19 protein-coding genes and 2 pseudogenes are annotated in these 22,296 nt (G+C 57.6%); 8 read left to right on the forward strand and 13 right to left on the reverse strand.

The features are described from left to right. Positions 1-57: 57 nt before the first annotated feature. Genes SK50_RS13890 through narI form a run of 4 tightly spaced genes read left to right on the forward strand, consistent with a single transcriptional unit; the run spans position 58 to position 6,711 of the window. On the forward strand, positions 58-3,798 hold the full coding sequence (locus SK50_RS13890) for a nitrate reductase subunit alpha (RefSeq protein ID WP_032634382.1): 3,741 nt from the start codon (positions 58-60) through the stop codon (positions 3,796-3,798). Beyond that, positions 3,795-5,339: a nitrate reductase subunit beta gene (gene narH, locus SK50_RS13895; protein WP_015570469.1), complete on the forward strand. Its 1,545-nt coding sequence runs from the start codon at positions 3,795-3,797 to the stop codon at positions 5,337-5,339. Before SK50_RS13890 ends, narH begins: the two co-directional genes overlap by 4 nt. Next, positions 5,339-6,034: a nitrate reductase molybdenum cofactor assembly chaperone gene (gene narW / locus SK50_RS13900; RefSeq protein WP_032102973.1), complete on the forward strand. Its 696-nt coding sequence runs from the start codon at positions 5,339-5,341 to the stop codon at positions 6,032-6,034. Before narH ends, narW begins: the two co-directional genes overlap by 1 nt. After that, a complete protein-coding gene (gene narI / locus SK50_RS13905) occupies positions 6,031-6,711 on the forward strand; it encodes a respiratory nitrate reductase subunit gamma (protein WP_015570467.1) in 681 nt (226 codons plus the stop codon). The genes narW and narI overlap by 4 nt, the downstream gene beginning before the upstream one ends. An 80-nt stretch (positions 6,712-6,791) precedes the next feature. On the opposite strand, the gene nhoA is transcribed toward narI, so the two are convergent. Then, positions 6,792-7,637, reverse strand: a complete 846-nt coding sequence (gene nhoA, locus SK50_RS13910) for an N-hydroxyarylamine O-acetyltransferase (RefSeq protein WP_015570465.1) — start codon at positions 7,635-7,637, stop codon at positions 6,792-6,794. A gap of 105 nt (positions 7,638-7,742) precedes the next feature. Between nhoA and SK50_RS13915 the strand changes: the two genes are divergently transcribed. The 3 genes and pseudogenes from SK50_RS13915 (at position 7,743) to SK50_RS13925 (ending at position 9,228) form a co-directional block, all read left to right on the forward strand. Next, entirely contained in the window at positions 7,743-8,315 is a 573-nt protein-coding gene (locus SK50_RS13915; RefSeq protein WP_039270701.1) for a flavin reductase family protein, read from the forward strand. Positions 8,316-8,440: 125 nt separating this feature from the next. Next, entirely contained in the window at positions 8,441-8,803 is a 363-nt protein-coding gene (locus SK50_RS13920) for a hypothetical protein (protein WP_039273782.1), read from the forward strand. Then, positions 8,803-9,228 (forward strand): annotated as a pseudogene (locus SK50_RS13925) (DUF3828 domain-containing protein). The gene SK50_RS13920 and the pseudogene SK50_RS13925 overlap by 1 nt, the downstream one beginning before the upstream one ends. Before the next feature lie 67 nt (positions 9,229-9,295). Here SK50_RS13925 and fusA read toward each other — a convergent pair. After that, positions 9,296-11,362, reverse strand: a complete 2,067-nt coding sequence (gene fusA, locus SK50_RS13930; protein WP_255353975.1) for an elongation factor G — start codon at positions 11,360-11,362, stop codon at positions 9,296-9,298. A gap of 197 nt (positions 11,363-11,559) precedes the next feature. On the opposite strand from fusA, the gene SK50_RS13935 reads away from it, so the two are divergent. Then, positions 11,560-11,859: an ArsR/SmtB family transcription factor gene (locus tag SK50_RS13935; RefSeq protein WP_000612740.1), complete on the forward strand. Its 300-nt coding sequence runs from the start codon at positions 11,560-11,562 to the stop codon at positions 11,857-11,859. Here SK50_RS13935 and SK50_RS13940 read toward each other — a convergent pair. The 11 genes and pseudogenes from SK50_RS13940 to SK50_RS13995 form a co-directional block, all read right to left on the reverse strand. Continuing rightward, the gene (locus tag SK50_RS13940) at positions 11,852-12,493 is read right to left on the reverse strand and encodes an ECs1377 family protein (protein WP_048229559.1); all 642 of its coding nucleotides are present in this window, start codon (positions 12,491-12,493) and stop codon (positions 11,852-11,854) included. The genes SK50_RS13935 and SK50_RS13940 overlap by 8 nt on opposite strands. Positions 12,494-12,584: 91 nt before the next feature. Then, a complete protein-coding gene (locus SK50_RS13945) occupies positions 12,585-13,586 on the reverse strand; it encodes a Kdo(2)-lipid IV(A) acyltransferase (RefSeq protein ID WP_045345127.1) in 1,002 nt (333 codons plus the stop codon). A 186-nt stretch (positions 13,587-13,772) separates the two neighbouring features. Beyond that, entirely contained in the window at positions 13,773-14,003 is a 231-nt protein-coding gene (pptA, locus tag SK50_RS13950; protein WP_003857012.1) for a tautomerase PptA, read from the reverse strand. Positions 14,004-14,040: 37 nt separating this feature from the next. Next, a complete protein-coding gene (locus tag SK50_RS13955; protein ID WP_045345126.1) occupies positions 14,041-14,658 on the reverse strand; it encodes a glutathione S-transferase family protein in 618 nt (205 codons plus the stop codon). 41 nt (positions 14,659-14,699) lie between these two features. After that, positions 14,700-15,587 (reverse strand): transporter substrate-binding domain-containing protein, encoded by an 888-nt coding sequence (locus tag SK50_RS13960; RefSeq protein WP_017693376.1) that lies wholly within the window; start codon positions 15,585-15,587, stop codon positions 14,700-14,702. Between the two features lie 9 nt (positions 15,588-15,596). Beyond that, the gene (locus SK50_RS13965) at positions 15,597-16,370 is read right to left on the reverse strand and encodes an amino acid ABC transporter ATP-binding protein (RefSeq protein WP_017693375.1); all 774 of its coding nucleotides are present in this window, start codon (positions 16,368-16,370) and stop codon (positions 15,597-15,599) included. After that, positions 16,354-17,280 (reverse strand): amino acid ABC transporter permease, encoded by a 927-nt coding sequence (locus SK50_RS13970; protein WP_045345125.1) that lies wholly within the window; start codon positions 17,278-17,280, stop codon positions 16,354-16,356. The genes SK50_RS13965 and SK50_RS13970 overlap by 17 nt, the downstream gene beginning before the upstream one ends. Before the next feature lie 9 nt (positions 17,281-17,289). After that, a complete protein-coding gene (locus tag SK50_RS13975; protein WP_003857004.1) occupies positions 17,290-17,799 on the reverse strand; it encodes a GNAT family N-acetyltransferase in 510 nt (169 codons plus the stop codon). 9 nt (positions 17,800-17,808) lie between these two features. Next, positions 17,809-20,072 (reverse strand): annotated as a pseudogene (locus SK50_RS24165) (NtaA/DmoA family FMN-dependent monooxygenase). Between the two features lie 16 nt (positions 20,073-20,088). Then, complete coding sequence (locus SK50_RS13990) at positions 20,089-21,210, reverse strand: amidohydrolase (RefSeq protein ID WP_017382285.1); 1,122 nt, start codon at positions 21,208-21,210, stop codon at positions 20,089-20,091. Continuing rightward, entirely contained in the window at positions 21,207-22,208 is a 1,002-nt protein-coding gene (locus SK50_RS13995) for an LLM class flavin-dependent oxidoreductase (protein ID WP_032653686.1), read from the reverse strand. Before SK50_RS13995 ends, SK50_RS13990 begins: the two co-directional genes overlap by 4 nt. Between the last annotated feature and the right edge of the window lie 88 nt (positions 22,209-22,296).

Consider the following 22,296-nt stretch of genomic DNA (forward strand, 5'->3'; position numbering starts at 1 on the left):
TTCGCCGGAGCGTGATGTCTCACCCTCCGGCCATGCTATCGAAGCAGGAGAAATGTCATGAGCAAACTGTTGGACCGCTTCCGTTACTTCAAAACAAAAGGCGACAGTTTCGCCGATGGGCACGGGCAGGTGTACCACACCAACCGCGACTGGGAGGACAGCTACCGTCAGCGCTGGCAGTTCGATAAAATTGTGCGATCCACCCACGGCGTTAACTGCACCGGCTCCTGTAGCTGGAAAATTTATGTCAAAAATGGCCTGGTAACCTGGGAAACCCAGCAGACCGACTACCCGCGCACCCGCCCTGACCTACCTAACCACGAACCTCGCGGCTGCCCGCGTGGCGCAAGCTACTCCTGGTATCTCTACAGCGCCAACCGTCTCAAGTACCCGCTGGTACGCCGCAGGCTGATCGAACTCTGGCGCGAGGCGCTGGCGCAGCATACCGATCCGGTGCTGGCCTGGGATGCCATCCAGAACGATCCGCAGAAAGCGCAGAGCTACAGGAAAGCGCGCGGAAAAGGCGGTTTTATCCGCTCAAACTGGAAAGAGCTTAACCAGCTGATTGCTGCCGCCAACGTCTGGACCATCAAAAACTACGGCCCGGATCGGGTAGCCGGTTTTTCCCCCATCCCGGCCATGTCGATGGTCTCTTATGCCGCCGGTACGCGCTATCTCTCCCTGCTCGGCGGCACCTGCCTGAGCTTCTATGACTGGTACTGCGATCTGCCACCGGCGTCGCCGATGACCTGGGGCGAACAGACCGACGTGCCGGAATCCGCGGACTGGTACAACTCCAGCTATATCATTGCCTGGGGGTCGAACGTGCCGCAGACGCGCACCCCGGACGCCCACTTCTTTACCGAAGTGCGTTACAAGGGCACCAAGACCGTCGCCATTACGCCGGACTTCTCGGAGGTGGCGAAGCTCAGCGACCAGTGGCTGGCCCCCAAACAGGGTACCGACAGCGCCCTTGCCATGGCGATGGGCCATGTGATCCTTAAAGAGTTCCACCTCGATAACCCGAGCGAGTACTTCCTCAACTATTGCCGCCGCTACACCGACATGCCGATGCTGGTCCTGCTGGATGAACAGGCTGACGGTCGCGTGGTGCCGGGCCGCATGCTGCGCGCGTCGGATCTGGCCGACGGGCTGGGTGAAACCAATAATCCGGAGTGGAAAACCATCGCCTTTGACGTGGCCGGAAATCTGGTGGCGCCGAATGGTTCCATCGGCTTCCGCTGGGGTGAAAAAGGCAAATGGAACCTGGAGTCGCTGGCAGCAGGACAGGAAACCGAGCTGACGCTTTCCCTGCTCATCACCCACGACAGCGTGGCAGACGTGGCCTTCCCTTACTTCGGGGGCAACGAGAATCCGCATTTCCGCAGCGTGAAGCAGGAGCCGGTGCTGACGCGCCGAGTACCGAGTAAAACCCTGACGCTGGCCGACGGCAGCCAGAGACGCGTGGTTAGCGTGTACGATCTGGTGCTGGCAAACTACGGCCTCGATCGCGGTCTGGAAGACAGTAACGCGGCGACAAACTACGCCGAGATAAAAGCCTACACCCCGGCCTGGGGCGAACAAATTACCGGCGTCCCCGCTTATCTGATAGAAAAAATCGCCCGTGAATTTGCCGACACGGCGCACAAAACTCACGGTCGTTCGATGATCATCCTCGGGGCCGGTGTGAACCACTGGTACCACATGGACATGAACTACCGCGGGATGATCAACATGCTGGTCTTCTGCGGCTGCGTCGGGCAGAGCGGCGGCGGCTGGTCGCACTATGTCGGCCAGGAGAAGCTGCGCCCGCAAACCGGCTGGCTGCCGCTGGCCTTCGCGCTGGACTGGAACCGCCCGCCACGCCAGATGAACAGCACCTCCTACTTCTACAACCACGCCAGCCAGTGGCGCTATGAGAAGCTGACCGCCCAGGAGTTGCTTTCTCCCCTTGCAGACGCGACGAAATTCACCGGACACCTGATCGATTTCAACGTGCGCGCCGAGCGCATGGGCTGGCTGCCGTCGGCCCCTCAGCTCAACCTTAATCCGCTGCACGTGAAAGCCCGCGCCGACGCCGCCGGGATGTCGCCGCAGGACTATACCGTGCAGGCGTTAAAATCAGGTGATATTCGCTTCGCCTGTGAACAGCCCGACAACGGCAAGAACCACCCGCGCAATCTGTTCGTCTGGCGCTCGAACCTGCTCGGCTCGTCCGGGAAAGGCCATGAGTACATGCTGAAATATCTGCTTGGCACCGAAAGCGGTATTCAGGGTGAGGATTTAGGCTCAACGGACGACGTGAAACCTGAAGAGGTGGAATGGCAAACCGCCGCCATTGAGGGCAAGCTGGATCTGCTGGTGACGCTCGATTTCCGTATGTCCAGCACCTGCCTGTTCTCGGATATCGTCCTGCCCACCGCCACCTGGTATGAAAAAGACGATATGAATACCTCGGACATGCATCCGTTTATTCACCCGCTTTCCGCAGCCGTTGACCCGGCGTGGGAGTCCCGCAGCGACTGGGAGATTTACAAGGGCATCGCCAAAGTCTTCTCTGAAGTGTGCGTCGGACATCTCGGCACCGAAACTGACGTGGTGCTACAGCCGCTTCAGCATGACTCCCCGGGGGAGCTGTCGCAGCCTTTTGATATTCTGGACTGGCGCAAAGGCGAATGCGATCTGATCCCCGGCAAAACGGCACCGAACATCGCCGTGGTCGAGCGTAACTACCCGGAAACCTACGAGCGCTTTACGGCCCTTGGGCCGCTGCTGGACAAGCTCGGTAACGGCGGAAAAGGCATATCGTGGAACACCCAGAACGAGGTCGATTTCCTCGGCAAGCTCAACTACGTCAAGCTCGACGGCCCGGCGAAAGGTCGTCCGCGCATCGAGACCGCCATTGACGCTTCAGAGGTGATCCTCGCCCTTGCGCCGGAAACTAACGGTCAGGTCGCGGTCAAAGCCTGGGAAGCCCTCGGCGAACTGACCGGGCGCGATCACACTCATCTGGCGCTGAACAAAGAAGACGAGAAAATCCGCTTCCGCGATATTCAGGCGCAGCCGCGCAAAATTATCTCCAGCCCGACGTGGTCCGGCCTTGAGAGCGAGCACGTCTCCTATAACGCAGGCTATACCAACGTTCACGAGCTGATCCCGTGGCGCACGATTTCGGGCCGCCAGCAGCTGTATCAGGATCATGCATGGATGCGCGCCTTCGGGGAGAGTCTGGTGGCCTATCGTCCACCGATTGACACCCGCAGCGTTACCCATATGCGCGAAATCCCGCCGAACGGATTCCCGGAAAAAGCGCTTAACTTCCTGACGCCGCACCAGAAATGGGGCATTCACTCCACCTACAGCGAAAACCTGCTGATGCAGACCCTGTCGCGCGGGGGGCCAATCGTCTGGATCAGCGAAACCGATGCGCGCGAGCTGGGCATTGAGGACAACGACTGGATCGAAGCCTTTAACGCCAACGGCGCCCTTACCGCCCGCGCGGTTGTCAGCCAGCGCGTGCCGCCGGGCATGACCATGATGTACCACGCTCAGGAGCGCATTCTGAATATTCCGGGGTCAGAAGTGACCGGACGGCGCGGCGGGATCCACAACTCGGTCACCCGCGTCTGCCCGAAACCAACCCACATGATCGGCGGCTACGCGCAGCTGGCGTACAGCTTCAACTATTACGGCACCGTCGGCTCGAACCGCGACGAGTTCATCATGATCCGTAAAATGAAAAACATTAACTGGCTGGACGGCGAAGGTCGGGATCAGGTACAGGAGGCGAAAAAATGAAAATACGCTCACAGGTTGGCATGGTTCTGAATCTCGATAAATGCATTGGCTGCCACACCTGCTCGGTCACCTGTAAGAACGTCTGGACCGGGCGCGAAGGGATGGAATACGCGTGGTTCAACAACGTCGAAACCAAACCGGGTATCGGCTATCCGAAAAACTGGGAAGATCAGGATGAGTGGCAAGGCGGCTGGATCCGCGGTATTCACGGCAAGCTGACCCCGCGCCTCGGCGGCAAAATGGGTGTGCTGTCGAAGATTTTCGCTAACCCAGTGTTGCCGCAGATTGACGATTACTATGAACCCTTCACCTTCGATTACCAGGATCTGCACCGCGCGCCAGAGGGCGATCACCTCCCTACCGCCCGCCCGCGCTCGCTGATTGACGGCAAGCGAATGGATAAAATCGAATGGGGGCCCAACTGGGAAGAGCTGCTGGGCGGCGAGTTCGAAAAACGCGCCCGCGACCGCAATTTCCAGAAGATCCAGAAGGAGATGTACGGCCAGTTTGAAAACACCTTCATGATGTACCTGCCGCGCCTGTGCGAGCACTGTCTGAACCCCAGTTGCGTTGCCACCTGCCCGAGCGGTGCGATTTACAAGCGTGAAGAGGACGGCATTGTGCTGATTGACCAGGACAAATGCCGCGGCTGGCGTCTGTGCATCAGCGGCTGCCCGTACAAGAAAATCTACTTCAACTGGAAGAGCGGCAAGTCAGAGAAGTGCATCTTCTGCTACCCGCGCATTGAGTCCGGTCAGCCGACCGTCTGCTCGGAAACCTGCGTCGGGCGCATCCGCTACCTTGGCGTGCTGCTGTATGACGCGGACCGTATCGAGGAGGCAGCGAGCACCGAGCATGAAACCGATCTGTACGAGCGCCAGTGCGACGTGTTCCTTAACCCGAACGATCCGGCGGTGATTGAGGAAGCGCTAAAACAGGGTATTCCGCAGAACGTCATCGACGCGGCACAGCGTTCCCCGGTTTACAAAATGGCGATGGACTGGAAGCTTGCCCTGCCGCTGCATCCGGAATACCGCACCCTGCCGATGGTCTGGTATGTGCCGCCGCTGTCACCGATTCAGTCCTACGCGGACGCGGGTGGTTTGCCGCAGAGCGACGGCGTGCTGCCTGCGGTCGAAAGCCTGCGCATTCCGGTGCAGTACCTGGCAAACATGCTCAGCGCGGGCGATACCGGTCCGGTGCTGCGCGCCCTGAAGCGCATGATGGCGATGCGCCACTACAAGCGTTCCCAGACCGTGGAAGGCGTGACCGACACCCGCGCCATCGAAGAGGTCGGCCTGACGGAAGAACAGGTAGAAGAGATGTATCGCTACCTGGCGATTGCCAACTACGAAGACCGCTTCGTGATCCCGACCAGCCACCGCGAAATGGCGCGCGACGCCTTCCCGGAGAAAAACGGCTGCGGCTTCACCTTTGGCGACGGCTGCCACGGTTCCGACACCAAATTCAACCTCTTCAACAGCAGCCGCATCGACGCGATCAACATCACCGAAGTGCGCGAACACGGGGAGGGAGAATAATGCAGATCCTCAAAATCATCGCGCTGCTCATTGAGTATCCCGATGAGTTGCTGTGGGAAAACCGTGACGAAGCGCTTTCCCTGGTGGAACAGGACGCGCCCATGCTGCTGCCGTTTGCGCAGCAGCACCTGAGCGCCCCGCTGCTGGATAAGCAGGCCGAATGGTGCGAAGTGTTTGAACGGGGGCGCGCAACCTCGCTACTGCTGTTCGAACACGTTCACGCCGAGTCCCGCGATCGCGGTCAGGCGATGGTCGACCTGATGAGCCAGTATGAGAAAGCCGGGCTCCAGCTGGACTGCCGCGAGCTGCCGGACTATCTGCCGCTCTATCTGGAATATCTCAGTATCGTCAGCGATGACGAGGCGCGTGAAGGGCTGCAAAACGTCGCGCCGATCCTGGCGCTGATTGGCGGCCGGCTGAAACAGCGCGAGGTGGCGCATTACCAGCTGTTTGATGCCCTGCTGACGATGGCCGGTACACGGCTTTCCAGCGACAGCGTGGCGAAGCAGGTGTCTGGTGAAAAACGGGATGATACCCGTCAGGCGCTGGACGCCGTGTGGGAAGAGGAACAGGTGAAGTTTATCGAAGACAACGCCACATCGTGCGACAGCTCGCCGATGCAGCAATATCAACGACGCTTTAGCCAGGACGTCGCGCCGCAGTACGTGGACGTCAGCGCCGGAGGCCCAAAATGACACATTACCTGAACGTGTTTTTCTATGACATTTATCCGTACATCTGCGCCACCGTGTTTTTCCTTGGCAGCTGGTTGCGCTACGACTACGGGCAGTACACCTGGCGCGCCTCGTCGAGCCAGATGCTCAGCAAGCGCGGTATGAACTGGGGCTCTAATCTGTTTCATATCGGGATTTTGGGGATCTTCTTCGGGCATTTGTTCGGCATGTTAACCCCGCACTGGATGTACGCCTGGTTTTTACCCGTCGCGGTTAAACAGCAGTTAGCCATGATTGCGGGGGGGATTTGCGGGGTGCTGACGCTGATTGGCGGGTCGATGCTGCTGATCCGCCGCCTGTTCAACCAGCGGGTGCGTGCCACGTCCACCACGCCGGATATTATCATCATGAGTATCCTGCTGCTTCAGTGCATCCTTGGGCTGTCGACCATTCCTTTCTCCGCCCAGTATCCTGACGGAAGCGAGATGATGAAGCTGGTCGGCTGGGCGCAGGGGATCGTGACGTTTAAGGGAGGCTCGTCAGAAATGCTGAGCGGCGTCGCACCGATCTTCCGCGTGCATCTGGTGCTGGGGATGACGATCTTCCTTATCTTCCCGTTCACCCGTCTGGTGCACGTTTGGAGTGCGCCGTTTGAGTATTTTACCCGTCGCTATCAGGTGGTGAGATCGCGCCGTTGATTTTGTCGGGTGGCGGCTTCGCCTTACCCGACCTACGTTTCAAGCCGCTGTAGGCCCGGTAAGGCGTAGCCGCCACCGGGCTATTTCCCTGCCTGTGGATGCGTATCAAACCCCGCCATCACGGCCGTCAGCTCGGCCAGGGTAAAGCCGTGCTTCGGGTCATCAACGCCCAGGCCAAACCGCGCCTGCATCAGCTTATACAGCGCCTCCGCATCCGGCAAATGGATCTGCTCCTCCACATGCCCGTTCTGCCAGTGGGTAAAATTAAAGTTGGTCAGCGTCAGCTTGCCCCCGTCCGGCAGGTGGCGACACATCAGCAGGTGATGACGGAAATGGGACTGCGGCCAGTGCGCCGACCAGAAGTTTCCCATCACGTAATCGTTGAAGTACTGGGTCGCCAGGTCGAAGTGGTACATTGACTGCCAGTGCTCGTGATGGCGGAATTGCAGTACCCAGTCGTTACCCTCGCTCAGCAAACGATAACTCCCGTGCGGGGTTTCCTGTTCCTCGTTGGCGATCAAACGAATCGGCGCCGTCAGCGTTTGTCCGCCAAATCCCACATCGGCGATCCAGCGCTCGCCGTTCAGCTCAACCAGCAGCAACCGGTGCGTACGTGGCGGCATCTGCGACGGATTGGCCAGCACAACCCGCCCCAGCACGCTGCGCACCGTAAATCCGACTTCGCGCAACACCCGCTCAAACAGGCCGTTTTGCTCGAAGCAATACCCCCCCCGACGTGCGGTGACCAGTTTATCCACCAGACACCCGTCGTCCAGATGGATTTCCCGCGGCAAAACGACGTCAATATTTTCGAAAGGGATCGCACAGTTATGGTGTAAATGCAGCCCCCGCAGGGTATCGATATCAACCTGTACGGGCTGCTGCCAGCCCGTGCGGGCGAAATAAGCACTCAGAAATGGAGACATGATTTGCTCCAGGATGTGATATCCCCTGTTTATAAACTATTTTCCCTTATGCATATGCGCAAAAGTGCTTTTTCGTCATACTCATCGTGTACATGAGGAGATCCTATGAACCACTTTCGCCCTGTTGAATTACGCCATGCCAGCCGTCTTCTGAATCACGGTCCAACCGTGCTCATCACCAGCCGGGATGAGACCATCGATCGTCGCAACGTCATGGCCGCCGCATGGTCTATGCCGGTGGAATTTGAACCCCCGCGTATCGCGATTGTGGTAGACAAAAGCGCGTGGTCACGGGAGTTGATCGAACGCAGCGGGAAATTCGGCATTGTGATCCCCGGCGTGGCGGCAGCCAACTGGACCTGGGCGGTCGGCAGCGTCAGCGGGCGCGACGAGGATAAATTTAACTGCTACGGGATCCCGGTTATTTATGGCCCTGAGCTTGGCCTGCCGGTTATAGAAGAGAAATGTCTGGCGTGGATGGAGTGCCGGTTATTACCTGTAACCTCTGCGGCAGAGAAATATGACACTCTGTTTGGCGAAGTGGTTTCCGCCGCGGCGGATGAACGCGCATTTGTCGCCGGACGCTGGCAGTTTGACGGGGATAAGCTGAATACGCTGCATCATCTGGGTGCGGGTACGTTTGTCGCGAGCGGGAAAATGGTGAAGGCGCTGGAATGATTTTTTAATTATACCCATCTGAATTATATAAAATTTCTATGGCATTTTATGTTTATCACGACGATGTTAAACGGAGGATATTTCAGAAGCTGTTGCATAAACAATCTTTCGTAAAGGAAATATGCATGTCATGGAACAAAGATGGCGCAATATCATATGCGAAATCACACGCGCAACCCAGCAGCACGGGTTATTGTGCTCGTTACGTAACAGAAGCGATCAGAGCGGGTGGTCGATTAAAAATCCCCAACACGCGTCTGGCAAAAGATATGGGGCGCACATTAGTCAATGCAGGCTTTCACCTGGTATATGATCAACCCCATGCTGGTGACGTCGCAGTTATCCAAAATATAATTGGTCATGATAGCGGTCACGTTTGTATATACGATGGTCAACAGTGGATCAGCGATTTTGTGCAACGCACCATGTATCCTGGGCAGGCTTACCGCAACATACAACCTCATTACGAACTGTTCAGGCATGATTAATGAAACCACTCTACTTTTTACTTTTCGCCCTGTCTCCGCTCGCGGCCGCAGAAAACATTTATGCACCGGGTCAGGCGGCGCTTAAATTCAATCAATAGTATATAGCGCAGTTAGATCAGAACAAACCACCCGTACTCAATCCAGACATTATGAACGAGTACGTAGCCTCAGGGACCATTGCAGCAATTAAAGAAATGTACTCTGGCGACAGTAACGACAAAGATATGCCCGATGCGGATATGTTTATCAAAGCGCAGCACTGGGATGATGACTGGAATCAGATAACCGTCTTACATTCTGATTTTGACGCCGTTTGCACAAACGTCTATGTCGCATTTGGTAAGAAGCAAGATCATGTGATTGCAGATTGTCTCGTTGAAGAGCAAGGAAAATGGAAAGTGCGATCGGCGACGCTAATTAAGTAACAGGCATAAACTCCCTGTCGTAATAATAAAGGCACATGGTAGCCAAATGACTACCATGTGCAATTAATTAACTCTTCACACGCTTCGCAATAATCTCATCCGCCACATTCCGCGGAGCTTCCGCAAAATGATGGAATTCCATCGTATACGTCGCGCGCCCCTGGGACATCGAGCGCAGCGTGGTGGCGTAGCCAAACATCTCAGCCAGCGGGACGTCAGCGCGAATAATCTGGCTGCCATACTGCTCTGCCATACCCTGCACCAGGCCGCGACGGGAGGAGAGATCGCCCATAATGTTCCCGGCGTACTCTTCCGGCGTTTCCACCTCAACGTGCATGACCGGCTCAAGAATAACCGGATCCGCCCGCCGTGCGCCCTCTTTGAAGCCGAGGATCGCCGCCATGCGGAAGGCCATCTCCGAGGAGTCAACGTCATGGTAGGAACCAAACGTCAGGGTCGCTTTCACATCCACCACCGGATAGCCCGCCAGCACTCCCGTATTCATGGCTTCTCGCAAGCCTTTTTCCACCGACGGGATGTACTCCCGCGGCACCACCCCGCCTTTGGTGGCATCTTCAAACACAAAACCACTCCCGGCGGCTAACGGCTCAAGGCTCAGAACCACATGACCGTACTGCCCTTTCCCGCCGGACTGTCGGACAAATTTACCTTCTATATCCTTCACCGCTTTACGCAGGGTTTCACGGTAGGTGACCTGCGGACGACCAATGTTCGCCTCAACGCCAAATTCACGCTTCATGCGGTCAACGATGATCTCCAGATGCAACTCGCCCATCCCGGAGATGATGGTCTGTCCGGACTCTTCGTCCGTGTGCAGGCGAAACGACGGATCCTCCGCAGCCAGGCGCTGTAGGGCGATCCCCATTTTCTCCTGATCGGCCTTGGTTTTCGGCTCAATCGCCAGCGAAATAACCGGATCCGGGAACTCCATCCGTTCAAGGGTGATCACCGCATTCGGATCGGTCAGCGTGTCACCGGTGGTAACGTCTTTCAGCCCGACACAGGCTGCGATATCCCCTGCGCGCAGCTCGTCCACCTCATGGCGATCGTTGGCATGCATCAGCACGATGCGCCCGATACGTTCTTTCTTGCCCTTCACCGGGTTGTACACCGCGTCGCCTTTGCGCAGTATGCCGGAATAGACGCGGATGAAGGTCAGCTGGCCAACGTACGGATCGCTCATCAGCTTGAAGGCCAGCGCCGAGAACGGTTCATCATCGCTTGGGTGGCGCTCGGCGTGCTGTCCGTCTTCGTCAACCCCATCAATAGCGGGCACGTCCAGTGGGGACGGCATCAATTCAATTACCGCGTCGAGCATGCGCTGCACGCCCTTGTTCTTGAAGGCGCTGCCGCACAGCATGGGCTGTATTTCACCGGAGATGGTCCGGACGCGCAGCCCCTGGATGATTTCCGCTTCATCCAGTTCGCCCGTCTCAAGGTACTTATCCATAAGCTCATCGCTGGCTTCTGCCGCAGCCGAAACCATTTTTTCTCGCCACGCCTGGGCGGTACTCAGCAGATCGTCAGGCACTGGCGCATAGCTGAACGCCATGCCCTGCGTCGCATCATCCCAAAGAATAGTGCGCATCCTGATGAGATCCACCACGCCGGTGAAGTGTTCTTCTGCCCCCACGGGGATCACAATCGGGACCGGATTGGCTTTCAGCCGCTCCTGCATCATCTGCACCACGCGGAAGAAATCCGCACCCGGGCGGTCCATTTTGTTGACGAATGCCAGGCGCGGGACGTGATATTTATTCGCCTGACGCCAGACGGTCTCCGACTGCGGCTGCACGCCACCGACGGAGTCATAGACCATCACCGCACCGTCGAGCACACGCATGGAACGTTCCACCTCAATGGTGAAATCCACGTGCCCGGGGGTGTCGATAATATTGATGCGGTGCGGTTCAAAGCCTCTGTCCATACCGGGCCAGAAACAGCTTACCGCCGCCGACGTAATGGTGATCCCGCGCTCCTGCTCCTGCGCCATCCAGTCGGTGGTTGCCGCGCCATCGTGTACTTCACCCAGCTTGTGGCTCATCCCGGTGTAAAACAGGATGCGCTCAGTGGTGGTTGTTTTGCCGGCATCGATATGCGCGGAGATACCGATGTTGCGATAACGTTAGAGTGGAATGGGTCGGGGCATGTTATTTCCTTAAGTCTTCATGACTGGTTTGTGACGACCGGGATGGTCGCATGTTCGTTCGTTTGTTATAATAGTCCTATTGTACGAGTATTATCGAACTATTTTTTAACGGTTGACCTTTTGTTGATATAGCTCAATCTCACGCGAGACGCAGGAAAACGATGATCCCAAACCACCCGGAACCTGAACAAATAGTGTTGGAAAATGTGCTGTTCGCCCTCGGCAACCCGCTGCGATTAGCGATTATCCGCAGGCTGGCCGACGGCAGCGAACTGAGCTGTAACGCGCTGCGCCCGGAAGAGGTGGTGAAATCTACTATGACTCACCACTGGCGCGTGCTGCGCGACAGCGGCGTGATCTGGCAGCGCCCGCAGGGGCGCGAGAATATGATCTCACTGAGAAGAGAGGATCTGGACGCCCGCTTTCCTGGACTGCTGGCGATCCTGCTCCAGGCTAAGTAGCGGCAGCGTCCTCAAGACGATAAACCGGAATGCGCCGTATTGTTCTGGTAAGGGTGTCGAACACCTCCGTATCGGACGTGACTATTCTCATCCCGGTCTTCCTTAACCGCTGCACCTCGGCGGCTATGCGCTGGAGGCCAAACCAGAAAAGCCCGTCAAGCGCGGTGACCGCAAGCCCCTGTTCCAGCGCCAGCTGGAGGCGCTCGCGGGGGGCTTTCACCTGCTGAGCGATTTGCCGGTAAGGCACTTCCGAACCGCCGGACGCATCGATCCGCTGAATACGGGTCTTCAGGTGGTAGGTAAATTCATCCGGAATGCCGTTCAAATCCTGTTTAAGGCTGTAGACGCAGCCAAACCGCTTCCCGTTGAACAGGACATTTTTTTGACTGAGCTGAAACTCATTTCTGATGCTATCAATCAGCTGCGGTGCACGGGTAAGAAGTAACCGGAAGGGAAGCTCAAAGCTGGTCACATAATCCACGTTCAGCAGCGCGAGACGCAGCCGCTCTTCTGCCCCGGATTTCTGGTCATGACACTCGCGCATCACCTCCGCCCACTGGCGCGTCAGACGTTCCGGCTCACCGGCTTCGGTGAGGAGGTATTTTTCCAGATGATAATCGACTCTTCCGGTCATGTTGGGCATCCCGTCAATGTGGATGCGGTAATTCTATCCAGCGCGGCAGGATTTATAAAGGGCGGAGCGCACCGGCATCCGCCCTGCCGGGCTACTGCTGGATACTCGACCGGTCCGAAATATCGCTGGCAGATAAGGTTCTTGCAGAAGATGGGATCTGTTTTTTGCGTTTATACCGGTCCGGCTGGCCTTCAGGGCGGGTTTTGAACCGCCGATGCAGCCACATATATTGCTCAGGCGCCATCATCACGGCGCGCTCAATCGCTCTGTTCATTTGCGTGGCCACCGACGCTTTGTCGCCTCCCTGCAAGGTATCGCTAATATCTTCCAGAATAATCAGCTCATACCCTGTGCCATCTACTTTTCTGCGCGGTACAAACGGGATCACGGCCGGTCTGGCACTTTTCACCAGCATGTAGCTCCCGGCAGTTGTCGCGGCGTCCGGGACGGCAAAAAACGGCACAAACACGCTATTCGTTTTGCCATAATCGTGGTCCGGGGCATACCACAGGATCTCGTTTTGCTTCAGCGCGCGGATCATGCCCTTCAGGTCATAGCGGTCAAGCATGGTTTTATTGGAACGCAGACGACCGCGCGTTTGCAGCCAGTCGAGCAACGCATTATTGTTGGGACGATACACACCAATACCCGCGTTGAGCATGCCAAAGATGCGTGCGCCTAATTCCAGCGTGAGAAAATGCATGCCAATGAGCACCACGCCCCTTCCTTGCGCCCGCGCCTGTTCCATATGTTCGTAGCCGGTCACGCTGAAGTGTTTCCGTACGCGCCAGTCTGGCCAGAACCACGCTATCCCCGTTTCGATGACGCCCATTCCAACCGATTCAAAATTACGCTCAAGTAAACGCTCGCGCTCGTCCTCTTTCATATCAGGAAAGCAAAGCTCAATATTTCGTCTGGCGATCTCCACGCGGCGTGGAAGCAGGCGCATAGCCAGACGCCCAAGCCCGTGACCTGTTTTCAACAGCAGCGGGTACGGAAGCTGAACCGTGCACCAGAGCGCGGCAATGCCTGCCCAGCTGAGCCAGTAACGAGGATGAATAAAGGCGAGTGAAAACTGAGGTAATTTTGTCATGGAAAAATTATCCTTTTACTAATTTGTACTTAATCTGGTGCAGTTGCAGTGCTTACCTGCTGATTTAACGAATATTGTTCGGAGGGATGAATTGTAGCGGAATCGTTATGGTTTTTATTATCGATTTTTGCGAAAGGGAATAAAAGCGAGGAGCGCCGGGTGATATTGCACCACCCGGCAGGCAAGTTACATCGAATAACCGGGCTTCTTAATCAGTTCATCCAGTTTCGGGCCGATCTCGGTATCCCAGACCTGCGCCTTCCAGTCAGCTTCCTGAACCTCCTGAAGCGCCACGGAGATTGAGCGATCTTTGCTGTTCAGATGACGGGCGATCGCTTCGGCGATATCCGCCGCCAGGGCCGTTTTTTGTTCGTCAGTCAGATCGCGTGGAAAACATTTGATATCAACGTGTGGCATGGGCAGGGCTCCTTTTATAGATGAGCGTTCCACGTTATCAGATTATATCGTTAGCTTTTAGCACCTTGTGCAGTTCCGGCAGCGCGCAGACGGCATCCGCGACGGCGGTAATATTAGGCGTGTTAGTGGCAAACCACTCATGACGTGGCCCCCAGGTACGCGCAACGGCAATATAGACGTCAAGCAGCGTCAGCTGTTTGCCAAACGCAAACGGCGAGGCGCTGAGCTGGCTGTCGAACCACAGATAGAGCGATTTTCGGTACTCAATGCAATTTTTCTTCAGCTGTTTCGGGGCATCAGGCACCCAGCGTTCCGGGTAATCTGCATACGTAAAGGTGGGATAGACGTTCGCCACAAACCAGATGAGCAGGCGCTGAAACTGCTGGCGCTCGGCCTGCCCTACGGGCGGCGCGAGGTCGGGACGTCTGTCGAGCACCATCAGGGCGATCGCTGCGGTTTCCGTCACGATCGCCCCATTTTCCAGCTCCAGCGTCGGCACCTGGCACAGCGGGTTCAGTTTCAACAGCAATTCGCACTGCGGGCCGGGCTGGTCAAACCCGTCCACGTTGACGAACTGATACGGGATGTCTGCCAGAGTCAGCATCACTTCACTGATTGCCGATCCCCAGCCGGGTACGCCATAGAGTTTGATCATGTTGCCCCCTCAGGGATGAAAACCCTAAGTGTAGAGCACCATTAGTAGGTTATCCCGGGCGGGTTAACGTCAGAAGACGTCACCGCTTCGCCCGCCTCCCCCCAGCGCGCCAGCACCTTTTGATACTCCCCGCGCTTAATCGCACCGTCCAGCGCAGCCTGCAACGCATACACCAGCCCATTACCTTTTTTGGTTGTGGTGGCGACATAGGCTTTCTTCGGCCCTAATCCCACGACGCGGGTTTTGCCGGTTAACGCGGCTTTATAGGCAGAAACGGACTGCGGTCCAAAGAAAACATCCGCCCTGCCGGACTGAATATAAAGATTGCCTGAGGCGTCGTCGGTCAGATAAACCGGCAACGCAGGCTCGCGCCCGGCCTTTTTATTCTCTTCGTTCCAGCCCAGCAGAATACGTTCCTGATTGGTGCCTGACCCGACAATCACCTTTTTACCGGCCAGATCTTTCGCACGGGTGATCGACTGTACGTTGCTGGTGGATTTCACCGAGAAGGCGAGGGAATCGACGCGATAGGTCGCAAAATCGAACTTCGCCTTACGTTGCTCGGTGACGGCGATATTCACCAACGCCACGTCATAACGCCCGGAAGTGATCCCCAGCGGCCAGTCTTCCCACGCCGTTGGCACCAGCTTCAGCTTCAGCCCCAGACTGCCCGCCAGCAACCGGGCGATATCCGGGTCGCTGCCAATACGGGTGCGGTTATCACTGGCCAGCAGCGCCAGCGGCGGAGAATTCAGGGCTGAAATCGCTACCGTGAGGGTCCCCGGCTCAACAAATTTATAGTTCGCCGGGATTTTCGCCACCGCCTGTTGATCAACCGTCACCGGCAGCGGCTGTTCGTTGGCCTTTAAATCAATGCTGGCGTGGCTCGCCGTCGTGAAGACCAGCCCCGCCAGGAGTCCATATTTCATCTGCGCTCCTTACAGCACTTTTGAGAGGAACTGGCGCGTTCGCGGATGCGACGGTCGGTTTAACACGTCGTCGCTGCTGCCCTGCTCCACAATTTTACCGTCGACCATAAATACCACCTGGTCCGCCACTTCCCGGGCAAAGCCGATCTCATGGGTGACCACCACCAGCGTAGTGCCGGAACGGGCGAGCTTTTTAATCACGTCCAGCACTTCGCCAACCAGTTCCGGATCCAGCGCCGAGGTGGGTTCATCAAACAGCATCACGCGCGGGCGCAGCGCCAGCGCGCGGGCAATGGCGATACGCTGCTGTTGGCCGCCGGAGAGGTGACGCGACCAGGCATCGGCTTTATCGCGCAGACCTACCACATCCAGAAGGCTGTAGGCGTTTTCAACAGCCTCTTTTTTACTGAACTTTTTATGCGCGATGGGTGCTTCAATCAGGTTTTCCAGCACAGTGAGATGCGGAAAAAGATTGAAGTTCTGAAACACGTACCCAACGTTGACGCGCTGTTTGAGGATCTCTTTCTCTTTGAGCTCGTAGAGTTTGTCACCCTGACGGCGATAGCCGATGTAATCCCCGTCAATCTGAATAAAGCCTTCGTCTACGCGCTCAAGATGGTTAATGGTGCGCAGCAGCGTCGATTTTCCCGATCCAGAGGGGCCGAGGATCACCGTCACGGAGCCCGGCGGGATCTCAAGCGTGACGTTATCGAGCGCTTTATGTCGGCCAAAAAACTTACTGACGCCGGTAATGGAAATGTGTCCTTCAGGAGAGGCTTGCATGAACAGGCTCCTGTGCTGGCGAAGTGGTGACGGAGCGCGCGCGACTGGCCGCCCGGTTCTGGTTTACGGCGGAGCGGCGCTCGCTGCGGGCGAGTCCACGCTCAATAACATGCTGGATGGCAGACAGTACGGTGGTGATCACCAGATACCAGACGGCCCCCACCATCAACAGCGGGATCACCTCCTGGGTGCGGTTGTAGATCATCTGGATCGTGTAGAACAGTTCCGGCATCGCCAGCACGTAAACCATCGCCGTCCCTTTGGCGAGGCTGATGATTTCGTTAAACCCGGACGGCAGGATGGTGCGCAGCGCCTGGGGGAGAATTATGCGCACCGTGCGACGCCACGCCGGCAGCCCCAGCGCAGCGGCCGCCTCATACTGACCGTGGTCGACCCCAAGGAAGCCCCCGCGAATGATCTCCGCAGTATAGGCGCTCTGCACCAGCGTCAGCCCCACGATGGCGGTAGAAAACTGCCCGAGAACATTGATGGTTTCAAAGCTGCCCCAGGTAATGCCGGTAAAAGGCACGCCGAGAGAGAGCGTGTCGTAGAGATAGGAGAAGTTATAGAGGATAATCAGCACCACGATCAGCGGCAGGGAACGGAACAGCCAGATGTACCCCCACGCCAGGCTGCTCAACAGCCATGATGACGAGAGCCGCGCCAGCGCCAGCATGCCGCCAATCACCACGCTCAGTACGGTGCTTAACAACGTCAGCAGCAGCGTCTGGCCGACGCCTTCGAGGATCACCGGGTCGAAGAACCAGCGGGCAAATACCGCCCATTCCCAGCGCGGATTAAAGGCCACGGACTGGATCACGACCGCCAGTACAAACAGCGCCACCACGGCGCCAGCAGCGCGCAGCGGATAACGTGCCGGGACCACTTTTATGGTTTCAACGTTGCTCATCGTCGCTCCTTATGCGGTTTTGCTGAGCGCTTCGCGGATCAGCGTCTTGGTGAAACGCAGCCGACCGTCGAACGGCGGCTGGCTATACTCTTCCGGGTCACGGTTAAGATCGAACTGCGGCTGATACCCCTGACTGAGATAGAGCCGCACCGCCTCCGGCTGACGAAACCCCGTGGTCAGGTAGATGTGGCTGTAGCCCGCCAGCACCGCCCGGCGCTCCAGCTCCTGTACCACGCGCGCGGCCAGCCCCTGCTGGCGCAGCGTTTTATTCGTCCAGATGCGTTTGATCTCTGCGGTATGTTCGTCGAAGGGCTTGTACGCACCGGTGGCGATGATCTCGCCATCGCGCTCCAGGACGATAAACAGCCCCTGCGGCGCCAGGTACCACTCTGTCAGCTCGACTTCCGCATCCTTTGAAAAGTAGTCGCCGTAACGAGCGGCGTACTCACCGAAAAGCCCCTCGATAATGGGCTGAAGATCGGCATCTTCCGGTGAAACGTCACGAAATTGTTCGCGCATAGCGCCTCCTTAATCGCCCAGACCCGCCGGGTTAACTTCGGAATTGGGGATACGCTCCACGCCTTCCCCCCAGCGGTTCAGCACTTTGTCGTAATCTCCGTTCTTGATCGCGCCGTTCAGCGCGGTTTGAACCGGTTCGACCAGGCCGCTGCCTTTTTTCAGCGTCACCGCGATATGCGCCGCCTTCGGCCAGCCGCCGTCGACGCTGCCGACCAGTTTGGTTTTACCGTTAAGCGCCGCTTTCCAGGCACCGATCACGTTCGGGCCAAAGTAGGCGTCCGCGCGTCCGGACTGAAGCGCCAGCGTTTGGGCCGCGTCGTCTTTGGTGTAGATCGGCGTAAAGGGTTTAAGCCCTTTTTTGAGGTTCTCTTCGTTCCATGCCAGCAGGATGGCCTCCTGGTTGGTGCCGGAACCCACGATGATGCGCAGCCCGGCGATATCCTCTGCCTTCACAAGCGAGTTGATCGGACTGGTGGATTTCACGTAGAAGCCAAGTGAATCCTTGCGGTAGGTGGCGAAGTCGAACTTCTCTTTGCGCGCTTTAGTGACGGTGATGTTGCTGATAGCCGCGTCGTATTTCCCGGAGGCAACCCCCAGCGGCCAATCCTCCCAGGAGGTGCGCACCACGTTCAGCTCCAGTCCGAGGCTGTCCGCTACCAGACGCGCGATGTCGACCTCACTTCCCAGCAGAGTTTTGTTGTCGTCGGAAAAGACCGTCAGTGGCGGTTGATTCAGTCCCGCCACCGCCACGGTAAATTTCCCCGGCACGGCAAAACGATAGTCTTTCGGCAGTTGCGCGATCGCATCGCTGTTTTTGGCGGTATTGATCGGCGTTTTATTGGCCTCAATGCTCACGCCGGTGCCGTTAATATTGACGTTCTCTGCCCAGACGGCAGGGGTAAAGGCCAGCGCAAGCGCCAGAATAAGCGATGATTTCTGCATAGCATTTTTCTCTTTTATTGTTGTGTGAACTGATTTTTGGGCTCGTCTAAGCCCAGACTTTCGCGCAGCGTGGTGCCGGGATAGTCGGTGCGGAACAGGCCGCGCGCCTGTAAAACGGGCACCACCTGGTCGACAAAGCGCGGGAAGGTGTCCGGCGTGCCGCCCTGAATGATGAAGCCATCCGCCGCCTTCTCTTCGAACCAGGCCTGTAAACCATCGGCCACCTGCTCCGGTGTGCCGGAAAAACGCGGGCGCGGCGATGCGGCTTCCAGCGCGACCTGACGCAGAGTTAAGTTGCGCTCACGGGCGTTACGCTTGATTTCATCGGTGGTGCTGCGGAAGCTGTTTTTGCCCAAATCGCCAATATCCGGGAACGGCGCGTCGAGGGGATACTGGCTGAAGTCGTGATGCTCGAAATAACGTCCGAGGTAATTCAGCGCATCATTAATGGAGACCAGTGCCGCCGTAGTTTGATACTGGTTTTCTACGTCATCGGCGTCGTTTCCAACAATCACGCTGACGCCCTGGAATATATGTAAATCCTCTGCGCGACGGCCGTGACTTTCCAGCTGCTGTTTAACATCGCGGTAAAAAGCCTGGGCTTCTTCCCGCGTGTCATGGTGGGTAAAGATGGCGTCAGCGTGTTTTGCCGCCAGCTTTTTACCGTCGTCGGACGCGCCAGCCTGAAAGACAATCGGACGTCCCTGCGGCGTGCGGCCAATATTCAGCGGGCCGGAAACCTGGAAGAAATCACCGTGGTGATCAAGAGTATGCAGTTTCGACGCATCAAAGAACTGTCCGCTCTCTTTATTGCGGATAAAGGCATCCCCTTCCCAGGAATCCCACAGCCCCTTCACCACGTCGAGATACTCATCGGCAATGCGGTAGCGCAGCGCATGCTCCGGGTGTTTTTCGCGGGAGAAGTTCCTGGCTGACCCTTCCAGCGGTGACGTCACCACGTTCCAGCCCGCGCGTCCGTTGCTCAGGTGATCGAGGCTGGCGAACTGGCGTGCAACGGTGAAAGGCTCGCTGTACGAGGTGGATAACGTGCCGACCAGCCCCAGGCGCGAGGTGATACTCGCCAGCGCGGACAACACCGTCAGCGGCTCAAAGCGGTTTAAAAAATGCGGAATGGATTTCTCGTTAATATAAAGGCCGTCGGCCACAAATATAAAGTCGAGCTTGCCCTCTTCTGCTTTTAAAGCCGTTTCTTTAACGAAATCAAAATTAATGCTGGCATCCGCGACCGCCGCCGGATGGCGCCAGGCAGACATATTTCCGGATGCACCATGCAAAATGGTCCCCAGCCGCAATTGACGATGTGCAGACATATTCACCTCAAATTAATTAAACGTGTTGCAGGGCTTTTTCCGCGAGCTGAGCAAAATAGCGGGCAGCGGGTTCGATTAATGCTTCGTCCGGGTTAAATGCCGGGTGATGTAACCCAAACGGACTGTTGCTGCCAATGCTGACAAACGCGCCGGGTATGTTTTGCAGATAAACCGCGAAATCCTCCCCGCCCATGTGCAGTTCCGCATGCCGGGTTTCATATCCCGCTTCGCGCGCGACCGAGGTGGCAAACCCGGCCCAGTGCTCATCGTTCACCAGCGCGGTGGGCCCGGCGTACCAGGTGATGTTGATTTGCGCGCTAAAGGCGCTGGCAAATCCGGCGGCGATTTCACCGACGCGCGCTTTCACGTTCTGCTGCACTTCCGTGCGGTGCGTGCGCAGCGTGCCCTCCAGCTCAACGCTTTCCGGCAGCACGTTCCAGGTATTCCCCCCGGCGATGCGCGTCACGCTCAGAACAACCGAATCCAGCGTGTTGACGTTACGGCTGGCTACGCTTTGCAGCGCGGTTACCAGCTGGCTTGCCAGCACGATGGCGTCGTTGCCTTCATGGGGACGTGCGGCATGCGCGCCTTTGCCGGTCACGTGAATAACGAAGCGATCAACGTTGGCATAGAACGGGCCGCCGCGCGTGGCAAACTCGCCGACCGGCAGTGACGGCTCGTTATGCATCCCGAAAATCGCGCGTACGTCGCGTAACGCCCCGGCCCGCACCATGCTTTTCGCTCCGCCGAAATTCTCTTCCGCTGGCTGGAACAGGATCCGCACGCGACCGTTGAGCGAGGCTTCCCGCTCTTTCAGCTTTAACGCGGCGCCGAGGATCACGCTGGTGTGGATGTCGTGCCCACAGGCATGCATCACCCCGGCACGCCGGGAGCTAAACGGCACCCCGCTACGCTCGTCGATGGGTAACGCGTCGATATCGGCGCGCAGCGCAACCAGTGCGTTGCCCGTGCCGATCTCCGCAACCAGCCCGGTCTGGAGATCGTAAGGCAGCGGGGCAATCCCGGCTGCCGTCAGCCACTCGCGCAGGCGCGCCGTTGTTTCGACCTCCTGACCAGAGAGTTCAGGGTTCTGGTGCAGCTCACGGCGCCAGGCAATCAGTTGTTCGCTAAAGCTCATACGGTAACCTCCCTGTTAAGACGCGCCTCGGCCAGCAGTCGCAGGGACTGCACGCGCGTTGCGCCATCAGCGACCGGCGTGTCGATGATAAATTCGTCAATCCCCCACTGCTGATGCAGCGCGTTGAGCTGTTCAAGCACCGACGCCGCCGTTCCGGCCAGCAGAGACTGCGCCCGACGCGCGATGCGCACCGGTTCACTCCCCGCCTGCCGCGCAAAGGCGTAGGCCTGTTCTTCGCTGGCGACGGTGACGCGCTGTCCGTTTGCCAGCTCCACGCCCCACACTTCAACCTTCTGCGCCAGCGCATCGGCCTCAGCCTGGGTTGGGGCAACAATGGCCTGCACGGCCACAATCACCTCCCGGACGCTGTGTTGACGCCAGGCTGTGACGACCTCGCGCAGCAGTTCAGGATCGCCGTTTAGATGGGCGGCAAAAACAAAATGCCAGTCGAGGGAGGCCGCCAGCAGCGCGCTTTCGGTGCTGGCGCCCAGCAGAAATCCCCGGGCAGGCACCGGCGGCAGCGGCGTGGCGCGAACGTCCTCCTCCGCTGACTGATTTTCAGGGCGGATCCAGCGATCGAGCTGCGTCAGTTGTTCAGCAAAGCTGCCTTTTTCCTGCGGATTAAGGCCATGCTGCAAGGCGCGGGTAGAGAGCGGCAGACCGCCGGGCGCTTTGCCAACGCCCAGATCAACCCGGCCCGGCGCAATGGCGGCCAGTACGTTAAAATTTTCGGCGACTTTATAGGGGCTGTAATGTTGCAGCATGACGCCGCCTGAGCCCACGCGAATACGTTTTGTTTGCCCGAGGATCCAGGCAATCAGCAGCTCCGGCGAGGGGCTGGCAAGCTGCGGGGTATTGTGGTGTTCGGCAATCCAGAAGCGGTGATAACCCAGCGTTTCTGCCTGTTGCGCCAGTGCTAAGGTTCGCGCCAGCGCATCGGCGGCTGTTTCGTGTTCTGCGACGGGGCTTTTATCCAGAATGCTGATTCGCCATGACATGTTGCGTTCTCGTTTGACTTAACATGTCGTCATTATTAAAGGTGGATTTCACATCTGAGAAACAATTAATTTACATTTGGATTGCCGG

This window comes from Enterobacter sp. BWH64 (assembly GCF_001037645.1).
In the GTDB taxonomy this organism is placed as follows: domain Bacteria; phylum Pseudomonadota; class Gammaproteobacteria; order Enterobacterales; family Enterobacteriaceae; genus Enterobacter; species Enterobacter hormaechei_C.

Excerpts from the sequence above, each read along its gene's own strand:
- SK50_RS13890 (WP_032634382.1), top strand. The coding sequence starts at position 58 with ATGAGCAAACTGTTGGACCGCTTCCGTTACTTCAAAACAAAAGGCGAC.
- narH (WP_015570469.1), top strand. The coding sequence starts at position 3,795 with ATGAAAATACGCTCACAGGTTGGCATGGTTCTGAATCTCGATAAATGC.
- narW (WP_032102973.1), top strand. The coding sequence starts at position 5,339 with ATGCAGATCCTCAAAATCATCGCGCTGCTCATTGAGTATCCCGATGAG.
- narI (WP_015570467.1), top strand. The coding sequence starts at position 6,031 with ATGACACATTACCTGAACGTGTTTTTCTATGACATTTATCCGTACATC.
- nhoA (WP_015570465.1), bottom strand. The coding sequence starts at position 7,637 with ATGTCTCCATTTCTGAGTGCTTATTTCGCCCGCACGGGCTGGCAGCAG.
- SK50_RS13915 (WP_039270701.1), top strand. The coding sequence starts at position 7,743 with ATGAACCACTTTCGCCCTGTTGAATTACGCCATGCCAGCCGTCTTCTG.
- SK50_RS13920 (WP_039273782.1), top strand. The coding sequence starts at position 8,441 with ATGTCATGGAACAAAGATGGCGCAATATCATATGCGAAATCACACGCG.
- SK50_RS13935 (WP_000612740.1), top strand. The coding sequence starts at position 11,560 with ATGATCCCAAACCACCCGGAACCTGAACAAATAGTGTTGGAAAATGTG.
- SK50_RS13940 (WP_048229559.1), bottom strand. The coding sequence starts at position 12,493 with ATGACCGGAAGAGTCGATTATCATCTGGAAAAATACCTCCTCACCGAA.
- SK50_RS13945 (WP_045345127.1), bottom strand. The coding sequence starts at position 13,586 with ATGACAAAATTACCTCAGTTTTCACTCGCCTTTATTCATCCTCGTTAC.
- pptA (WP_003857012.1), bottom strand. The coding sequence starts at position 14,003 with ATGCCACACGTTGATATCAAATGTTTTCCACGCGATCTGACTGACGAA.
- SK50_RS13955 (WP_045345126.1), bottom strand. The coding sequence starts at position 14,658 with ATGATCAAACTCTATGGCGTACCCGGCTGGGGATCGGCAATCAGTGAA.
- SK50_RS13960 (WP_017693376.1), bottom strand. The coding sequence starts at position 15,587 with ATGAAATATGGACTCCTGGCGGGGCTGGTCTTCACGACGGCGAGCCAC.
- SK50_RS13965 (WP_017693375.1), bottom strand. The coding sequence starts at position 16,370 with ATGCAAGCCTCTCCTGAAGGACACATTTCCATTACCGGCGTCAGTAAG.
- SK50_RS13970 (WP_045345125.1), bottom strand. The coding sequence starts at position 17,280 with ATGAGCAACGTTGAAACCATAAAAGTGGTCCCGGCACGTTATCCGCTG.
- SK50_RS13975 (WP_003857004.1), bottom strand. The coding sequence starts at position 17,799 with ATGCGCGAACAATTTCGTGACGTTTCACCGGAAGATGCCGATCTTCAG.
- SK50_RS13990 (WP_017382285.1), bottom strand. The coding sequence starts at position 21,210 with ATGAGCTTTAGCGAACAACTGATTGCCTGGCGCCGTGAGCTGCACCAG.
- SK50_RS13995 (WP_032653686.1), bottom strand. The coding sequence starts at position 22,208 with ATGTCATGGCGAATCAGCATTCTGGATAAAAGCCCCGTCGCAGAACAC.